This is a genomic window from Domibacillus antri (assembly GCF_001936625.1).
GTDB lineage: Bacteria > Bacillota > Bacilli > Bacillales > Domibacillaceae > Domibacillus > Domibacillus antri.
Map to the genome: position 1 here is coordinate 23,238 of NZ_MSDU01000048.1, position 13,749 is coordinate 36,986.

Below are 13,749 nucleotides of genomic sequence, written 5' to 3' on the forward strand. Positions count from 1 at the left end.
CCTGAATAGACAGTTTCTAACAGTTTCTTAGGCAATCTCAATGAATGTCCGTCCTCTTATATAAAAGGAGGATGAAACAATGGACATTTTAGTTGTACTTGTCATTATTACAAAAACTGTTTTGAACAGAATCAAGAAGTTATCGAAAATAATTAAAAAAAGCACCAAAAAGCTTAAGAAACGATGGAAGAAACGTCTGATCAAAAAACTCAAAAAATGGGTTAGGGATTCACAAAACAAAATATTTTAGCCGTCATGGACTGTTCATGGACGGCACATTCATTGAGGTCGGCATTGCTCCTTGTCTAAGGGACCAATGTCGGCCTCATATAAATAAAATAATAATTTATCCCTTTTTTTCGTCGAATATTATTATTTCATCTATGTCTTCTGCGCCGCATAATGGTCGGATTGATTATTACCAAATCCAACTCCAATGTTTTTGTTTCATGAAGAATTCGAGTGTGAATGTACACTTCTTACGCTCGCCGAAGAATCTTTCTTTCGGACCCATTGTCTCCATGTAAAGTTCATCGCCGAAGTAACGCAGGCGAAAATTCGTTACTTCTGTACCCACTCGCACATTCATCTTTTCAGTTAATTTACTTCCGCATTGACTACAGAAATTACCGTCTTTCATCGCCTTATTACACTTGCGACATCCTTTTCGGTATTGATAGATATGGTTTTCTGTTCTAGTGAACACATACGCACCTTTGAAAAGCATTTTAATAGCTTCTCGATGGTCACACTTTTTAACTTCATCCATTTAATAAACCTCGTTTCCACATATTTTGATTCAAATTCGTCATAAAAGGGACGCAGCCGAGCAACCCTTCATATGCTTATTGAGTAACCTCTTCCTGTTCATACTCCAGCCAAAGCTCTTTTAACTCCTTCACTTTTTCATACACATAGGACCGGCTTTTATTAATGATTACGCCAATTTCTCTATACGTTTTGCCCTGATATCGATAATTTAAAATTAACAAAAGTTCGCCTGACAAATGACTCAAAAAGTCACGTACTATAATTGAGGACTCGTCATCATCAGTTGAAAGTAAATTTTCGACGGTCAAACCTTCACTGCCGGCGATCGGTTCATCTAATGAATCATAGTGTGCTCTTACATGGCGAAGGACCGCCTTCGCTGTTCGGGGAGCACATTTATGTTTTGAAACGAGCTTTTCAACCGTCACGTTTTCATCAAGACTGGACTTGACTTCAATCGCCATTACGTAAGCATGATGAGGCATATACAACTTTTCATTTTTACGAATTTCCAAGAAAACCTTATTTCGTACACTTATGCCCCAAATGGTTGAAAACTTAAAACCTGCCTCTGGCTGATATTCATCAAAAGCCGTTAGAAGTGCTTCTCTTATCAGACTCATTATGTCGTCCCGATCCAACCCGACACGCTTTCCAGGTATCGAATATTTCTTTGCGAAAAAGCCCATCAATGACCCTTTTTTCTCAAGAATATCTTCAATCGTCATCATTTCTCCATCGATCAGCCGCGCTTCTGAAATTACTTTTGCTGCTTCCACATCAACACACCATCCTTTTCAAAAAATCATTCCTTGTATCGTTTTGACATACCAGTTCAAATCAATGAATCTCTTATTTAATGCATCAATCGCTTCATTCCACACCAATGCCTTTTCAGGGGCCCCGGCCACTTTATGAAGCTTGTCAGTCCCGGATGTATTTCTCACTTTATACACGCTACCGCTTGATCGGTCCGTTGACGCAAACAGGCGATTGACTTTTTGAATTGGCTCCATTTGACCATTGCGCTCCCACACCATGCCGTCAAACTTGCCTGTTTTTGTGACGATCTGAAACAGATCCAGCCTGCCTGTCTTGAAAGAATCGATAACTGTTTTTTGCACCGGCGTCCCGTACATATAAAAATCAGTGAGCGCTTTGTCGGCGATGGCGAATGAGTTTCTCTCCCAGTCGCCGTCTTCATGCTGGCGAAAGCAACCTTTCGTTTTAATGGATCCATCCGCAAACTGGACCACATAATTGTTCACGTCGCGCTGGGCGATTTTCGCGACCTCATCCACATCGAGCGTCAATTCATAATGAACACCGAAGCGTTTCACGACTTCATCGATCATGCCGCGCATCTCCCTGTCATACGAAACGATAATTCCGTCGGTATTCGACTGAATCAGCTCACAAAACGGCTGAAGCAGAAGAAGTAAATGTGTCATAATCAGTTGGCCGTTCATCGTGGTCTGGTTAAACTGCCGCGGATCATATAAATCATTGAAGGCGTTCTTTGACGCGCCAAACGTGGCGTTGAGCACGATTTTGTATACTTCCTGCTTCGGGTCTTTGACACCCTTTAATCTCAGCCGGTCCTGGTATAGTTGTCGAAACAGTTCTGGCGATTTGGCCCGCCGGCTGATAAATCCGTTATTAATCATCAGCGCCGGATAAAAAGACGAAACATCGATCTGCAGCATATCGCCTTCATGCTTAAAATTCTCCCGCGCCCCGTGCAGTCCCCCGAAACCGAATGTGTGCGGCACGCCGCTGATTTCTACGTCCAGTTTTTCTTTCTCCAGCACCTCCGGTTTTTCACCATGATTGAAGGCCATTTCGATATTTTTATAAAACTCAACGATTTCAGCCGGAAGTTCCATTAATTTCAGCCGCTTGTCAAATGTCAGATGAAGACGATCGTCCGGATTCGCATTCCATCCGTTTTTTTTCATTGGCTTTTTCGCTTTTAGTACGGCTGCTGATAAAGAGGCTCGTGTCTTCTTCACAGCTGACACCTGCAGTTTAAACGTATCGACAATTTCAAATTTCGATGTGAAGTAGGCTTCCCGCTTCTGGAACAGATTCGCCGTGGTCCGAACGTCATTTTCGCAGTATTGAAAGACACGCTCTACTTCTTCCGGAGTCAGTTCTTCCTTTTCGAAATCAACCGGTGTTTCCACGATGTCCATGCCCATGTTTGCCTGGGCTTCTTTCAGTGATAACCCTTGCCGCACTTCCTGCATCACATCCAGCGTGACCATATTTAAGCGATGGCTGATCCACTCTTTCCGGAAGATTTTCTGCGTGAGTTCATACGGTCCATCTCCCTTAATCAGTCCGGCCAGGATAATGTCGTCGTAAAAATAATTGTTATAGCCGACTAAAATTTGAGAAGAAAGGCGCTGAATTTTGCTCATCAGCGCCTCTTTATCGTTGTGAATTCGTTCAATATCGCCGGTCTCCGTATCCAGAAAGACGATCATCCAGTCATTCGGGAACACTTCAATGTCATAGACTGTGAACATGGTTGATCACCCTTTCCGGATTAAAACGGTGTCTGAACGGATAATTTAAAGTTCTGCCATTCTTTCTGCTCGTTCGTTTTTTTATCTTTGTACCGGCTGGTTTTCAGATCAAGCTCTAGCTGCATACCAAGCGCCGACTGCATTTTTTCAACAAAGTCTGTTTCGATGTTGCCGATATCTTCAATCGTAATTTCAACACCGAAAACCTGCTCCGCGTCTGCCCACAATCGCTTGATCGTGCGCTCGAGTGATTTTTCCGTCAGCCAGTAATTGGCGAAATACTTTCGCTTCTCATAGCCTTCATTCAGAATTTCAAGGGCAATTGAAATCCATTCCGTTCCTTTGTCGCTGACACGGTGCTCCACGCTTTCGACCACGACATCATATACACCATCCGGGAAATTATAATCATCCTGGTCAACAACAGCTGTTTTGGGATCAAATCCTTCGGACGCCATTTTGGCAGCTAATTCTTTTAAGTTCATAACAGGAAAACTCCTTTGTTTAATGGTTTAGTTTTGTAAGTTATTCAGAAATTTTCAAGCGATCTGCATGCTCTCGGCCTTTTTGTTTTAAGTCAGCAATACGCTTTTCCTTCAAAACGTGAAGGAGCTTTTTACACTGCTCTTCATCAAACATACCGATGTGCGCTTTTTCACTGGGCAGGTTCATTGCTCCCTGCAGCCAAATATAAGCGCCCGACCTGCTCACTTCATTGCTTTTCCACATTCGATCAAATAGAAGGTGACACTTTTTTCGCAGATCACGCAATGTTGCATTTGCCATCGTGCCCAACGCTCTTTTTGAACTTTTATGGGTGCCAACCCGTGCATCGCAAGCGCGACACACATACAGGTTGGTTCCATAATCGGTTCCGTAATATTCTTTGCTGGAAAGAAATCCAGCTTCTTTCTGGCAATATGGGCAAATCATTTACTTCACCCGTGGCGGACGTGGTGCGCGCGGCTGTGCTGTTTTTGGCGTCGGACCTTCGACTTTTGGTGGCTCCACTTTTGTTTCAGCTTTCGGTTCAGGTGCCGGCTGATTTTCGACTGCAAGTGCTTCAGCTTTCGCGTGTTCGTTGCTTTCTGAATCTGATACGAGTTTAGTCGCCTCTTCTTTCGTCGCACTCTGCGATTTGTCAAAGGCACCGACCACGCTGTCCAGGATGTTCAAAATGCGTTCGTCCTGAATCCAGTCGCGCTGATAATTTTTCCGACGATCCACCACACGGCGAAGGTGCTTTTTGCCGATCTTTTGCGTCATGATATTCAAATCACAGTTCCCATTTACTACATTTACGTGTTTAGGAGAAAGAGACGGGATCGGCTTTTCAACGTTGTTTTCATTTACCGTGGCATACCGGGAAACATAAATGACGTTCATCGGCAGCGACTTCAATTTCACAACAAGTGCAGTGAAGTACGATTTAAAGAGACCGAATCCCTTGCCGTATGGAATATCTCCGATATATGTCACATCATTTGATTCACAGATAAATTGTTCAATCAATGTGACCAGGTCATCCACCACATCGATGACGACTGTTTCAAATCCATGACCGCCCTGCTCCAATTCAATGAGCAGCTGGTTTAGCTGATCGATGACTGAAAATTCGATAGCGCCGGTCTGTTTATTTCGTGCATTCTTCAAATCAACCGACGGTGTTTCAATTACGTCCGCATTCCCATCTGTATTAAAAATGACCGGGTTCGGAAATTCAGATGCCAAGTATGATTTGCCCGACATCGTCGCACCCCATATGAAAAAGTTTCGTGGGGTATCGATGGTTTTCTTCGGTTCATTTTTTGGTAAGAGTGTCATTGGTTATTTTCCTCCTTGATAAATAAGATGGATAAGCCGGCTCATTTTCCAAAATTTCAATACATCGCTTCATTTGGGCAATGAGTAAAAGACGTGTGTTTTCCTTACTTGGCTGCTTCGTCGCTTGTCCCATGACCTCACGCTTCCTTTACTTTGATAGTGACGTAGCCTTTTTTCTTCGATGTTTTCATATACTGTGCCGCAACATCAGGCTGCTCTTTTTTAAATTTAGTGCTGTCAAACGTCTCCGACGTTGTCGGTAAAATGCGCGTGATCGTCATGAAGTCTGTTTCAAATTTCTTGATATCGTACTCTTCCATTGCGTCATACAGTTTTTGCTTCGCATCCTTATACTCCGCTTCCAGTGCTTTAAACTGCATCAGATCACGTTCCATGACTGCAAGTTTATCAATCAGCACCGTCACTTCGTTCTGACCGATAGCCATAAATTCAGTCGCGTTCATATCCGGACGGTCTTTCAAAAATTCACACCGAATCCAGAAGGTTTCAATTGCATTTAAAATGCGCTCGATATATTCGTCATCTCGTTCAATGACTTCGATCTTCAGACGTTCCGGATCAAACTCTACATCGAAATTATCCGGCCGCTCATATAATGCCAGCCATCCGATCTGTACTTCGAACTGGTACATGTACAGTTGCATTTGCGCCACATACGGTTTGATGTTTAACGTTTTACCATGTGTCTTGATTTCCAAAATCAGCCCCGCTTCCGGATCATATCCGTCGGTATTGGACCGGATGCCTTTGGTTCGATCGATGAGGGTATCCGGACGAAAATATGTTTCGTTTAATGCGTTGATATAGTCGCGAATCTGCGGCTCCAAAGCGTTGCCGTATTCGGTATATTCATTGCCTTTAAATTCAGCCGGCTTGATTCCTGTTTTATCGAGTGCCAGTTCATATTGCGTGGCGAATTTGCTGATACCAAGGATAGCCGGCACATCCGATCCCCCAACTAATTTACCGCGATGCTCGGTTACGTTTTTATCTGCTTTGGTGAACATATCGTTTCATTCTCCCTTTCCGGAAATGTATTGTTCAAACAGCTCATCCGTGAAACCTTTCTTCGCAGACAGCGCTTCGTAAATTTTTTCTTCAATGGTTGCTTTGGTCATAAACCGGTACACAGTCACTTTCTTCGTCTGGCCATTCCGATAAGCACGGCCCAATGCCTGCTCGTAATCCTGGAATGAGTAAGTTGGTGTGTAGAAAACGACGATGTTGGCATACTGCAGTTCAATACCCGCCGCCCCGGCCATATATTGAACGAGTGTCACGGAATCTTTCAGCTGATCCCATGTTTCATGAGGCGGCAACTCTGACTTTTTACCGCTCACTTCATAGATCCGTTTCTTTTTTCCAAGCAGTTGGATCAAATCCTCTTTTTCCTGCTGGTAATAATAGAAGATGACGATATTTTCGCTTGTACCCTCTGCCAGCATTTCAACGTAAGACAGCTTGTCCTTTTGATTTGCCCAATAGCGCAAACCGTGTGCCAATTTCGGCTGCGTATCAAAGGCAATGGTTCCCCCGTCTTTTTCGATCAGCCGGTCTTTTTTAATCTTCAAATATTCAGTCGAACGCTTGAACACAACATCTTCATAGACGAGTGGCGGCAGATCCAGACACTCATCTTTTGACAGCTTGGTGCTGATCGCCTGGTACTTTGCTTTTAAAAGATGGTCGTCTTTCCACCCTTCGACCTTTTTAACAGTCCTCTGACCAAGATAAAGCGTGCCCCATACCGCATGCTGCCGGTGGAAGTCTGTCTTATTTTTGTACTGGCCAAACATGATGAAATAATTGATCGTGTCCTCCCAGCCGTTCGACGACGGTGTAGCAGACAGCAGGCTGAATCCGGAAGACTGCTTGATCAATTTAGCCGCAGCCTTTCCACGCTGAGATGTGCTGTTCTTGACGTAATGACATTCGTCAAAAATCACAAACCAGCCTTTGTATTCCGGCGCTTTGCGTGCGATGACACCATAAGACATCGTGTCGTATGAAAGGGAAATACCGTAATGATCACAGACTTTCTGAATATCCCGGTCCCAGCCTCCCTCAAGAATTTTTTGAGGCGGCGCCACAATCAGCAACGGCTCTCCATTCGAATTTTTCAAATAATGATGTAACGACATGATCGTTTTGCCGGTACCGGTATCGCAGGCGAACAAGTGTGAACGACCCGCATCCAAGACAACTTTCTTCTGAAAGTCATACAGCATGGATTGGTCATTGAATAAGGAGTCGATCACGAAGCTCTCGTTCAACATCTTCAACGGAATAAGCGACAAATGCATGACCTCCAGACTGTTGAATTTCATCGATGTTCCAGTTTTGTAAAGGCGCCACAATACCGCCGGGCCGTTTCACCTCAATGCCCACAAAAGCTCCGTTTACGCATGCCAGAATGTCCGGAACGCCGGCTTTCTGATACATGCTGCCATGCACTTTCATGAACCAGATGCCATGCTGTTCCAGCCACCTCTTGATTTGATTTTCGATGTGCTTTTCAATTGTTTTTTTACTCATCGAGCTTGTCCTCCACGATGGACCATTTGCCGTTAATCAGGTTACTGAGCGAATATTTACCGATTTCTATACATTCCATCCGTAACAATATGAATTGGGGAGGAGTGATTTTCTTTTTAGGCTGCCCTTCAGGATGAAACGTTACGTCATTCCCTTCTTTTAGTGCTTCCATTGCCACTTCGAAAGAAACGTAATTCGGCAGGATCTGCCATCTTTCCATTACAGTCCTCTTGTTCAGATCAACCATTTGGTCATTGTCGAACCAGACCAGCGCACCAGAAGAATGGATTTTCACTCTTTGACCTAATGTATTTCTTGCGACTTCACCCTCAAGAATCCGATCAATCATTTGCCCTGTTGTCAGCCATTCGCTCATAGCGCACGACCTCCTAACAGATCAATGTCTGATTTTTTGGCCTTGCGTGCTTTCAGCACCTGCTTGGATTCATCGATCAAAAATTCTTCCATTTCATCAGAAGTGGTTTTCTTTTCTTCAACCAGTTCAGCTACACCGATCAGGTTCAGGTCTTTCTGCGGCACACCTACACGATCGGCAAAAGACGCTTTATCGAATTTAGTGCTTGTCCGGCCAACAACCGTGAGCACGTGTGGCACGTTGTCTTTATAAGCCAGAACGTTTCCATTTTTTAAAATATGAGCAATGATTTTTTCTGTTTTCGCATCGATCTGATCTTTCAAATTTACACGCTGCTTCTTCAAGCTTTCCACTTCGTTGAACAGGCCGTTGATCTCGGACTGCTTATATTGCACAGTGACATTTACATCCACTGGTTTCACTCTCCTTTTCGCGTTATAATAAGCGTGTATAGTTTTTTTGAAGGCTGTCACCTTCTACGACTCACCGTTGGCGCGGTGGGTTTTTTACTTTGGCAGCACTTTCAGAACCAATGAAGAGCCTTCCTGTTTTTCCTCAAAGTCTTCGATATTCAGTTCGTGCGCTTTACCAAAGATGTCCCGGACGTTCAGGGTATGTTCAAAAGCATTTCGGACATAAAAGACACCGTCTCGCTCCAAGCCCCTTGCATCTGCGCCTTGAATCAGCACCATCATCCCCTGCAAGTCCGGATTAAAAATTGGCTTCTGAATAATTAAATCCATTCCTTACTCACCTCCTTTTAAATGATCCGCGACAATCCTCGAATCAATATCCATGAAAACGAAACCGCCGAAATCCAAAATTGCATTTTCTCCTTTAATTGCATCCTTTGGTATTAACGCTGTAATTTTGATTTGATGATAATCCTTGTTCTTTCCCCTACCTGTCGGAGCTTTCGTTACTACATCAACGAACGGGACTAATATTGGAGTGCGATCAGGATTCTTTTGTTCAATTCTTTCGACCAGATTTTTTAATGTATCTGGTTTGACACCGAATAGGACATTTCTCAATTTTATCCACCTCCCTTCATTCCGCATATTTGAATTCTGCAAATAACACATTTATCAAATACAATTCGAGATTGCTCCCCAAAATGACTTCGCCCTCGATCTCAACAATCGGATCGCCGACATGGATTTCGTCTCCGAAATAATCGGTACCGGCAAATGGATTTTCGATAAAGCCATCCGTTTCCATGCGCACGATGTCCGGATGATTGGGAAGATCTTTATTCAATTGGAAATGACTCATTCCGCATCAAGATCCTTTCTTTTAACCGTTGGATTCGCATACTCCCACGCGCGTCCAAACTCGAAAACAATGATGGTGCAGGAAATCACCATGATGGCGTATAAAATGTTTATAATAAAACTGATCAATGTCTTGTCCCCTCCTATTGTTCTGAAAGCCACTGGATAATAAATTCCTCTGCAGCCTTCGCTGGGATTACCCACTTACGGCCCACCTTCACCTTCGGAAACCGTTTATCGTAGAAAAACTGTTCTTTGATAAATGATTCGCTCATGGAAGTCTGCCTGCATAATTCTTTCATATCCCACAAAAGCCGGCTTCGATCCAGCTGCTCCATCCGCTTTTGTACTTCTTCGCGAAACTGCTTTTCCACCACTGCCTCGTCGATCTGCACAGACAACATATTTGATCACCCCGTTTCTGCTTCATCACGTTCAATCAAAGGCAAAATCCCTTCACGCTTCAGCAATTCGTAAATAAAAAGTCGCCCTTTCTGTGTCCATTTGGTGCTAATTTTCGAGTGGTCCGCATCGATCACATGAGTAGAAGTCTGCGTGTAACCCTTGTCCTGGTATTTGGCGTAGAGAAGCCACAAATCACCTTGTTTGAACTGAACGCCAAGCTGATGCAGGACTACATTCATTTTTCGTGCACTCATGCCGTAATCCTTTGAAATTTTGCTGACGGACAGCAGTGATTTGTTCTGCAACACCATATCGTAATAACTGGCTTTCGGCTGCAACTCGTTCACCTGTTGAATTAACACCAGGTTGTTTGTGGTCAACTGCTGAACTTTCTGATTGGCGATTTCCAGCGCACGCTTCATGATCATTTCAGGACTGTTCCACATCTTTTCAATGCTGATGAAATACTGACGAGCCTGCTTCCCTTTTTCAGAGCGCTGGATCATCGCGATTTCCTTGGCCATATCGAGTTTGATGTGGTGGTCTGAAACTGTTGTATAAGGGTTACGCGGATTATTGGTTTCACATTTCTGTGAGACCAATACAAAATCCATATTGTCTTCAAATCCGTATGTGGTCATTCGATCGAACCACTGAGTATAAGGTGTTTTCACTTCTAAAAATTCATGCAGCACACGACCGCTAATGATGATGTCTCCATTTTCCGACTGAAGTGTTTTGATCAACGGATTATCAGCATCGTGCCGGAATGGCTGTAAAGCACCCATTCCAAAACCATTTTGATTCACAGTTATTCCTCCTCAAGTGGGCATAATAAATAACGTCAAATAAAATGACATTTTCTGTTGCGTTATTTTAAATGACGGTTTATAATAATGACATCGACTTATTACCAGTTGTTCTCCTAACTTCCACATCCGCCAGATCTGGAAAGAGATTTTCTGGTGTCGTGTTAAAATAAGCTGCCAATTTGAATAATAATCTGGCATCCGGGTTGCCCCGACCACTTTCAATATTTCTAATGTGGCTTTCACTTACATTCAGATCCATTGAAAGCTTCCGTTGGGATACTTTAAACTGACGACGGTAATATCGAAACCGATCTCTTCGTCGAGAATCGACCATTCGATCACCTCCTTGTTTGTGCTTTTCGTTGACAACCAAAGCATAACACGTCATTTAAATAAACGTCAACCCTAAAAACGTCATTTTAATTGAAAATTTTTATTTTAGGGAGATAACGTAATGAATGAAGAACAAAAAAAGCTTATGGGAATGCGGATTAAACAAAAAAGATTGGGAATAGGATTGTCTCAAGAAGAGATGTCGGAAAAACTCGGAATGAAAAGAACTAACATTGCAAACTATGAAGCCGGAAGAGTTGTTCCTCCAGGAAACGTATTAATGGCAATGTCACAATTGTTTAAAGTTTCGACAGATTATATTTTAGGGTTGAGTGATGAAGAATGGCATGAATCCGCAACATCTGATAAAGATATCTCATCGATTCAACGGGCTAGAAAGAACATGTCAGAAGATGACTGGAATCGAATGATGCAGATTATGAAACTTTCTTTTGTAAAAGCATTTAGTGAAGAGGATGACGATGATGAGGATGATTTTTGAACCGAATTTTAAAAAAGCCGAACAAGCTGCATACCAATTACACGAAATTGCAAATATTACAGCATTACCTGTAAAAGTCCGCAAAATAGATAAACATTTCAAGGATTTGAAGATTAAACCTTATAAATGGTTTGCTAAAGAATGGGGCATCACCCACGAAGAAACAATTCGACTACTGGGAAGCGATGAAGGATGTTGTTTTCATTGGAAGCAACAAGATATTTATCTAGTTTTATACAACGAAAAAGTTGAAAACCAAGCTCGAATTAGATGGACTATTGCACACGAACTTGGACACTATATGTTAAAACACAATTTAAAATCACAAAGATCTATTTTAGGCAGAGGCGGAGTTCCAGATAAAGAATATGATATGTATGAAAAAGAAGCAAACTGTTTCGCAAGAAATTTTTTAGCCCCTCCTGTCGTAATAACGAACCTGCCTCATTGGGATACATATTTGATTGGTGAATTATGCAACATTAGCTTTGAAGCTTCTACACACACCTTTGAATTTTATAAAAATGGAAAAAAAATCGGTGTGCGTTATTCTCTAGGGTCAAAAATTGGATTGCGTTTCAAACAGTTTGTTTTTAAGGTATCCAATAAAAAATATTGCAAGAATTGTAATGTTAGCTTTGTTTCTGAGACAGCTAGATTTTGTGAATGTTGTGGAAGTGATCAATTAACTCGTACTTTATTTTTAAATCAAGGAGATGACATTGAAATGATTTATCCAGTTGTATATAGTGCCGATGAATCAGGCAAAGTAAACATCTGCCCCAGATGTTTAAATGAGGAAATGCATCCCGCAGGAGACTTTTGTCCTCAATGCGGTTTAGAAGTTGTAAATCGCTGTGACGATATAAGTTATTATTCAAACCATGCACCTGTATTCAATTGCGAAGCAGTATTATCCCCTAATCAAAGGCACTGTCATGTTTGCGGCTGCCAAAGTACCTTTTTAAGAAATGGAGTACTCGAACCTTGGGAGAAAATTAAAGAAAAAGCAGGACAAACTACTGTATTATCAGAAGGATTTTCGAAAAACCCTTCTCTATAAAATTCACAAAACTTTTTTATTAATTAAGCACCCTCCTAATCTGGACAGCTGCTTTTCTTACACTCATTTCATGAAAGGACTGACATATTATGGCCAGTTTTCGCCAGCGCGGTGATAAATGGGAGTATCGGATTGTTTACAAAGATCCTTTTACTCAAAAGAAGCGCGAAAAAACAAAAGGAGGGTTTTTGAAGAAGAAAGAAGCACAGCTTGCTGCCCGTGAAATGGAACGGCAGCTGGAAGATGGATTTGAGCAGAGGAATATTAGCTTAAAAGCTTACCTGTATGAATGGCTGCACGAATATAAAAAAGGGACTGTTCGACAAAATACGTTCGATACACATGAAAACAGCATTAAAAATCATATCGTCCCTTATTTCAAAGAACTGCCGCTCAAAAGTGTAACGCCGACGAAATACCAAAAGTTCTTAAACAGCCTGCATGATGCCGGATACAGCCGCAGGACGGTTGAGATTGTTCATGGCACGATGTATGGAGCCATGAAAAAAGCCGTTAGCCTCCGGAAAATTCAGTATAACCCCTGTGAAGGAGCAACGATAAAAGGCGTGGAGAAAAAGCGCGAAATCAAATTTATAGATTCCAACTACATTTCTCCTTTTTTGAAAGAAGTTTATAAATATGGGTATCTGTACTGGATCTTTTTCATGGTCTTGATCGAAACTGGAATGAGGAAAGGAGAAGCCGGAGCGTTACAATGGAGTGACATCAATATCAAGGAACGCACAATCGGCATTCATAAATCACTTAATTACAAGGCGTACAAATCGAAAGATCCGGAAGTACTTTTTGGCGATACGAAGACGTACCCGTCTGACCGGACAATCCGGATCAGTCAAACGCTCACACGTGCCCTTCAGGAGCATCTAAAATATCAAAACCAAAACAAGCTGGCGCTGGAAGACGACTATTGCCACGAATTAAATCTGGTTCTTTGCAAAAATGACGGGACGCCCATCCCAAAATCATCACTGTTCAACGCTTTTAAAAAGTCGCTTGAACGAATTGACCATCCCCGGCTACCGATTCACTCTTTGCGCCATACGCACGTTGTATTGCAGATGGAAGCAGATGCAAACATGAAGTATATTCAGGAACGTTTGGGTCATGGCGGCATTGAAATCACGTCTGATGTGTATGCCCATCTCTCAAAAAAATTAGAAGATCAGCAGATGGATCGCTATGAAGATTACATGAAGGATGTCTTTGCGGGAAAAATTTTTACGAAAAAGGATGGGCAAAAGTTGGGCAAAGCAGAGAACGAGGACTAAAAACTAAAATTTG

22 protein-coding genes are annotated in these 13,749 nt (G+C 42.4%); 4 read left to right on the top strand and 18 right to left on the bottom strand.

Features of this window, described 5'->3' with window-relative positions; all coding sequences use genetic code 11:
• Nucleotides 1–79 precede the first annotated feature (79 nt).
• Nucleotides 80–250 (top strand): hypothetical protein, encoded by a 171-nt coding sequence (locus BTO30_RS17285; RefSeq protein WP_158023609.1) that lies wholly within the window; start codon nt 80–82, stop codon nt 248–250.
• A gap of 168 nt (nt 251–418) precedes the next feature.
• Here the strand turns inward: BTO30_RS17285 and BTO30_RS14980 are convergent, their stop codons facing one another.
• The 18 genes from BTO30_RS14980 to BTO30_RS15060 form a co-directional block, all read right to left on the bottom strand.
• Nucleotides 419–769 (bottom strand): hypothetical protein, encoded by a 351-nt coding sequence (locus BTO30_RS14980; RefSeq protein WP_075399512.1) that lies wholly within the window; start codon nt 767–769, stop codon nt 419–421.
• 76 nt (nt 770–845) lie between these two features.
• The gene (locus tag BTO30_RS14985) at nt 846–1,550 is read right to left on the bottom strand and encodes a sigma-70 family RNA polymerase sigma factor (RefSeq protein WP_075399513.1); all 705 of its coding nucleotides are present in this window, start codon (nt 1,548–1,550) and stop codon (nt 846–848) included.
• 18 nt (nt 1,551–1,568) lie between these two features.
• On the bottom strand, nt 1,569–3,302 hold the full coding sequence (locus BTO30_RS14990; RefSeq protein ID WP_075399514.1) for a DNA polymerase B: 1,734 nt from the start codon (nt 3,300–3,302) through the stop codon (nt 1,569–1,571).
• A 20-nt stretch (nt 3,303–3,322) separates the two neighbouring features.
• The gene (locus BTO30_RS14995; RefSeq protein WP_075399515.1) at nt 3,323–3,787 is read right to left on the bottom strand and encodes a DUF669 domain-containing protein; all 465 of its coding nucleotides are present in this window, start codon (nt 3,785–3,787) and stop codon (nt 3,323–3,325) included.
• 40 nt (nt 3,788–3,827) lie between these two features.
• A complete protein-coding gene (locus BTO30_RS15000; protein ID WP_075399516.1) occupies nt 3,828–4,235 on the bottom strand; it encodes a zinc-finger-containing protein in 408 nt (135 codons plus the stop codon).
• Nucleotides 4,236–5,126, bottom strand: a complete 891-nt coding sequence (locus BTO30_RS15005) for an AAA family ATPase (RefSeq protein WP_075399517.1) — start codon at nt 5,124–5,126, stop codon at nt 4,236–4,238. It lies immediately after the preceding gene.
• A gap of 137 nt (nt 5,127–5,263) precedes the next feature.
• Entirely contained in the window at nt 5,264–6,154 is an 891-nt protein-coding gene (locus BTO30_RS15010) for a YqaJ viral recombinase family protein (protein WP_075399518.1), read from the bottom strand.
• Nucleotides 6,155–6,160: 6 nt separating this feature from the next.
• A complete protein-coding gene (locus BTO30_RS15015) occupies nt 6,161–7,444 on the bottom strand; it encodes a helicase-related protein (RefSeq protein WP_245796511.1) in 1,284 nt (427 codons plus the stop codon).
• Nucleotides 7,383–7,682, bottom strand: a complete 300-nt coding sequence (locus BTO30_RS15020; RefSeq protein ID WP_075399519.1) for a VRR-NUC domain-containing protein — start codon at nt 7,680–7,682, stop codon at nt 7,383–7,385. The genes BTO30_RS15015 and BTO30_RS15020 overlap by 62 nt, the downstream gene beginning before the upstream one ends.
• Nucleotides 7,675–8,058 (bottom strand): hypothetical protein, encoded by a 384-nt coding sequence (locus BTO30_RS15025; protein WP_075399520.1) that lies wholly within the window; start codon nt 8,056–8,058, stop codon nt 7,675–7,677. The genes BTO30_RS15020 and BTO30_RS15025 overlap by 8 nt, the downstream gene beginning before the upstream one ends.
• Nucleotides 8,055–8,471 carry a hypothetical protein gene (locus BTO30_RS15030; RefSeq protein WP_075399521.1) on the bottom strand — a complete coding sequence of 139 codons (417 nt, stop codon included), beginning with the start codon at nt 8,469–8,471 and terminating at the stop codon, nt 8,055–8,057. Before BTO30_RS15030 ends, BTO30_RS15025 begins: the two co-directional genes overlap by 4 nt.
• 93 nt (nt 8,472–8,564) lie before the next feature.
• Nucleotides 8,565–8,801 (bottom strand): hypothetical protein, encoded by a 237-nt coding sequence (locus BTO30_RS15035; RefSeq protein WP_075399522.1) that lies wholly within the window; start codon nt 8,799–8,801, stop codon nt 8,565–8,567.
• A 3-nt stretch (nt 8,802–8,804) separates the two neighbouring features.
• Nucleotides 8,805–9,092, bottom strand: a complete 288-nt coding sequence (locus tag BTO30_RS15040; RefSeq protein WP_075399523.1) for a hypothetical protein — start codon at nt 9,090–9,092, stop codon at nt 8,805–8,807.
• 16 nt (nt 9,093–9,108) lie between these two features.
• The gene (locus BTO30_RS15045; protein ID WP_075399524.1) at nt 9,109–9,333 is read right to left on the bottom strand and encodes a YqaI family protein; all 225 of its coding nucleotides are present in this window, start codon (nt 9,331–9,333) and stop codon (nt 9,109–9,111) included.
• Nucleotides 9,330–9,461, bottom strand: coding sequence for a hypothetical protein (locus tag BTO30_RS17890; RefSeq protein WP_281248628.1), 132 nt, complete (start codon nt 9,459–9,461; stop codon nt 9,330–9,332). Before BTO30_RS17890 ends, BTO30_RS15045 begins: the two co-directional genes overlap by 4 nt.
• Before the next feature lie 14 nt (nt 9,462–9,475).
• A complete protein-coding gene (locus BTO30_RS15050; RefSeq protein ID WP_075399525.1) occupies nt 9,476–9,736 on the bottom strand; it encodes a group-specific protein in 261 nt (86 codons plus the stop codon).
• 6 nt (nt 9,737–9,742) lie between these two features.
• Nucleotides 9,743–10,525 carry a phage antirepressor KilAC domain-containing protein gene (locus BTO30_RS15055; RefSeq protein ID WP_075399551.1) on the bottom strand — a complete coding sequence of 261 codons (783 nt, stop codon included), beginning with the start codon at nt 10,523–10,525 and terminating at the stop codon, nt 9,743–9,745.
• A gap of 100 nt (nt 10,526–10,625) precedes the next feature.
• Nucleotides 10,626–10,883 carry a helix-turn-helix transcriptional regulator gene (locus BTO30_RS15060; RefSeq protein ID WP_075399526.1) on the bottom strand — a complete coding sequence of 86 codons (258 nt, stop codon included), beginning with the start codon at nt 10,881–10,883 and terminating at the stop codon, nt 10,626–10,628.
• Between the two features lie 120 nt (nt 10,884–11,003).
• On the opposite strand from BTO30_RS15060, the gene BTO30_RS15065 reads away from it, so the two are divergent.
• The 3 genes from BTO30_RS15065 to BTO30_RS15075 all read left to right on the top strand — a co-directional run bounded on the left by BTO30_RS15065 (nt 11,004) and on the right by BTO30_RS15075 (nt 13,736).
• Nucleotides 11,004–11,384 carry a helix-turn-helix domain-containing protein gene (locus BTO30_RS15065; RefSeq protein WP_075399527.1) on the top strand — a complete coding sequence of 127 codons (381 nt, stop codon included), beginning with the start codon at nt 11,004–11,006 and terminating at the stop codon, nt 11,382–11,384.
• On the top strand, nt 11,365–12,447 hold the full coding sequence (locus BTO30_RS15070; RefSeq protein ID WP_158023610.1) for an ImmA/IrrE family metallo-endopeptidase: 1,083 nt from the start codon (nt 11,365–11,367) through the stop codon (nt 12,445–12,447). The genes BTO30_RS15065 and BTO30_RS15070 overlap by 20 nt, the downstream gene beginning before the upstream one ends.
• An 89-nt stretch (nt 12,448–12,536) precedes the next feature.
• Nucleotides 12,537–13,736 carry a site-specific integrase gene (locus BTO30_RS15075; RefSeq protein ID WP_075399529.1) on the top strand — a complete coding sequence of 400 codons (1,200 nt, stop codon included), beginning with the start codon at nt 12,537–12,539 and terminating at the stop codon, nt 13,734–13,736.
• Nucleotides 13,737–13,749 lie beyond the last annotated feature (13 nt).

Coding starts and splice junctions, on each gene's coding strand:
- BTO30_RS15035 (WP_075399522.1), bottom strand. CDS start 8,801: ATGGATTTAATTATTCAGAAGCCAATTTTTAATCCGGACTTGCAGGGG.
- BTO30_RS15025 (WP_075399520.1), bottom strand. CDS start 8,058: ATGAGCGAATGGCTGACAACAGGGCAAATGATTGATCGGATTCTTGAG.
- BTO30_RS14995 (WP_075399515.1), bottom strand. CDS start 3,787: ATGAACTTAAAAGAATTAGCTGCCAAAATGGCGTCCGAAGGATTTGAT.
- BTO30_RS15045 (WP_075399524.1), bottom strand. CDS start 9,333: ATGAGTCATTTCCAATTGAATAAAGATCTTCCCAATCATCCGGACATC.
- BTO30_RS15065 (WP_075399527.1), top strand. CDS start 11,004: ATGAATGAAGAACAAAAAAAGCTTATGGGAATGCGGATTAAACAAAAA.
- BTO30_RS17285 (WP_158023609.1), top strand. CDS start 80: ATGGACATTTTAGTTGTACTTGTCATTATTACAAAAACTGTTTTGAAC.
- BTO30_RS15005 (WP_075399517.1), bottom strand. CDS start 5,126: ATGACACTCTTACCAAAAAATGAACCGAAGAAAACCATCGATACCCCA.
- BTO30_RS15070 (WP_158023610.1), top strand. CDS start 11,365: ATGATGAGGATGATTTTTGAACCGAATTTTAAAAAAGCCGAACAAGCT.
- BTO30_RS15055 (WP_075399551.1), bottom strand. CDS start 10,525: ATGGGTGCTTTACAGCCATTCCGGCACGATGCTGATAATCCGTTGATC.
- BTO30_RS14990 (WP_075399514.1), bottom strand. CDS start 3,302: ATGTTCACAGTCTATGACATTGAAGTGTTCCCGAATGACTGGATGATC.
- BTO30_RS15010 (WP_075399518.1), bottom strand. CDS start 6,154: ATGTTCACCAAAGCAGATAAAAACGTAACCGAGCATCGCGGTAAATTA.
- BTO30_RS15020 (WP_075399519.1), bottom strand. CDS start 7,682: ATGAGTAAAAAAACAATTGAAAAGCACATCGAAAATCAAATCAAGAGG.
- BTO30_RS14980 (WP_075399512.1), bottom strand. CDS start 769: ATGGATGAAGTTAAAAAGTGTGACCATCGAGAAGCTATTAAAATGCTT.
- BTO30_RS15000 (WP_075399516.1), bottom strand. CDS start 4,235: ATGATTTGCCCATATTGCCAGAAAGAAGCTGGATTTCTTTCCAGCAAA.
- BTO30_RS15050 (WP_075399525.1), bottom strand. CDS start 9,736: ATGTTGTCTGTGCAGATCGACGAGGCAGTGGTGGAAAAGCAGTTTCGC.
- BTO30_RS15060 (WP_075399526.1), bottom strand. CDS start 10,883: ATGGTCGATTCTCGACGAAGAGATCGGTTTCGATATTACCGTCGTCAG.
- BTO30_RS15075 (WP_075399529.1), top strand. CDS start 12,537: ATGGCCAGTTTTCGCCAGCGCGGTGATAAATGGGAGTATCGGATTGTT.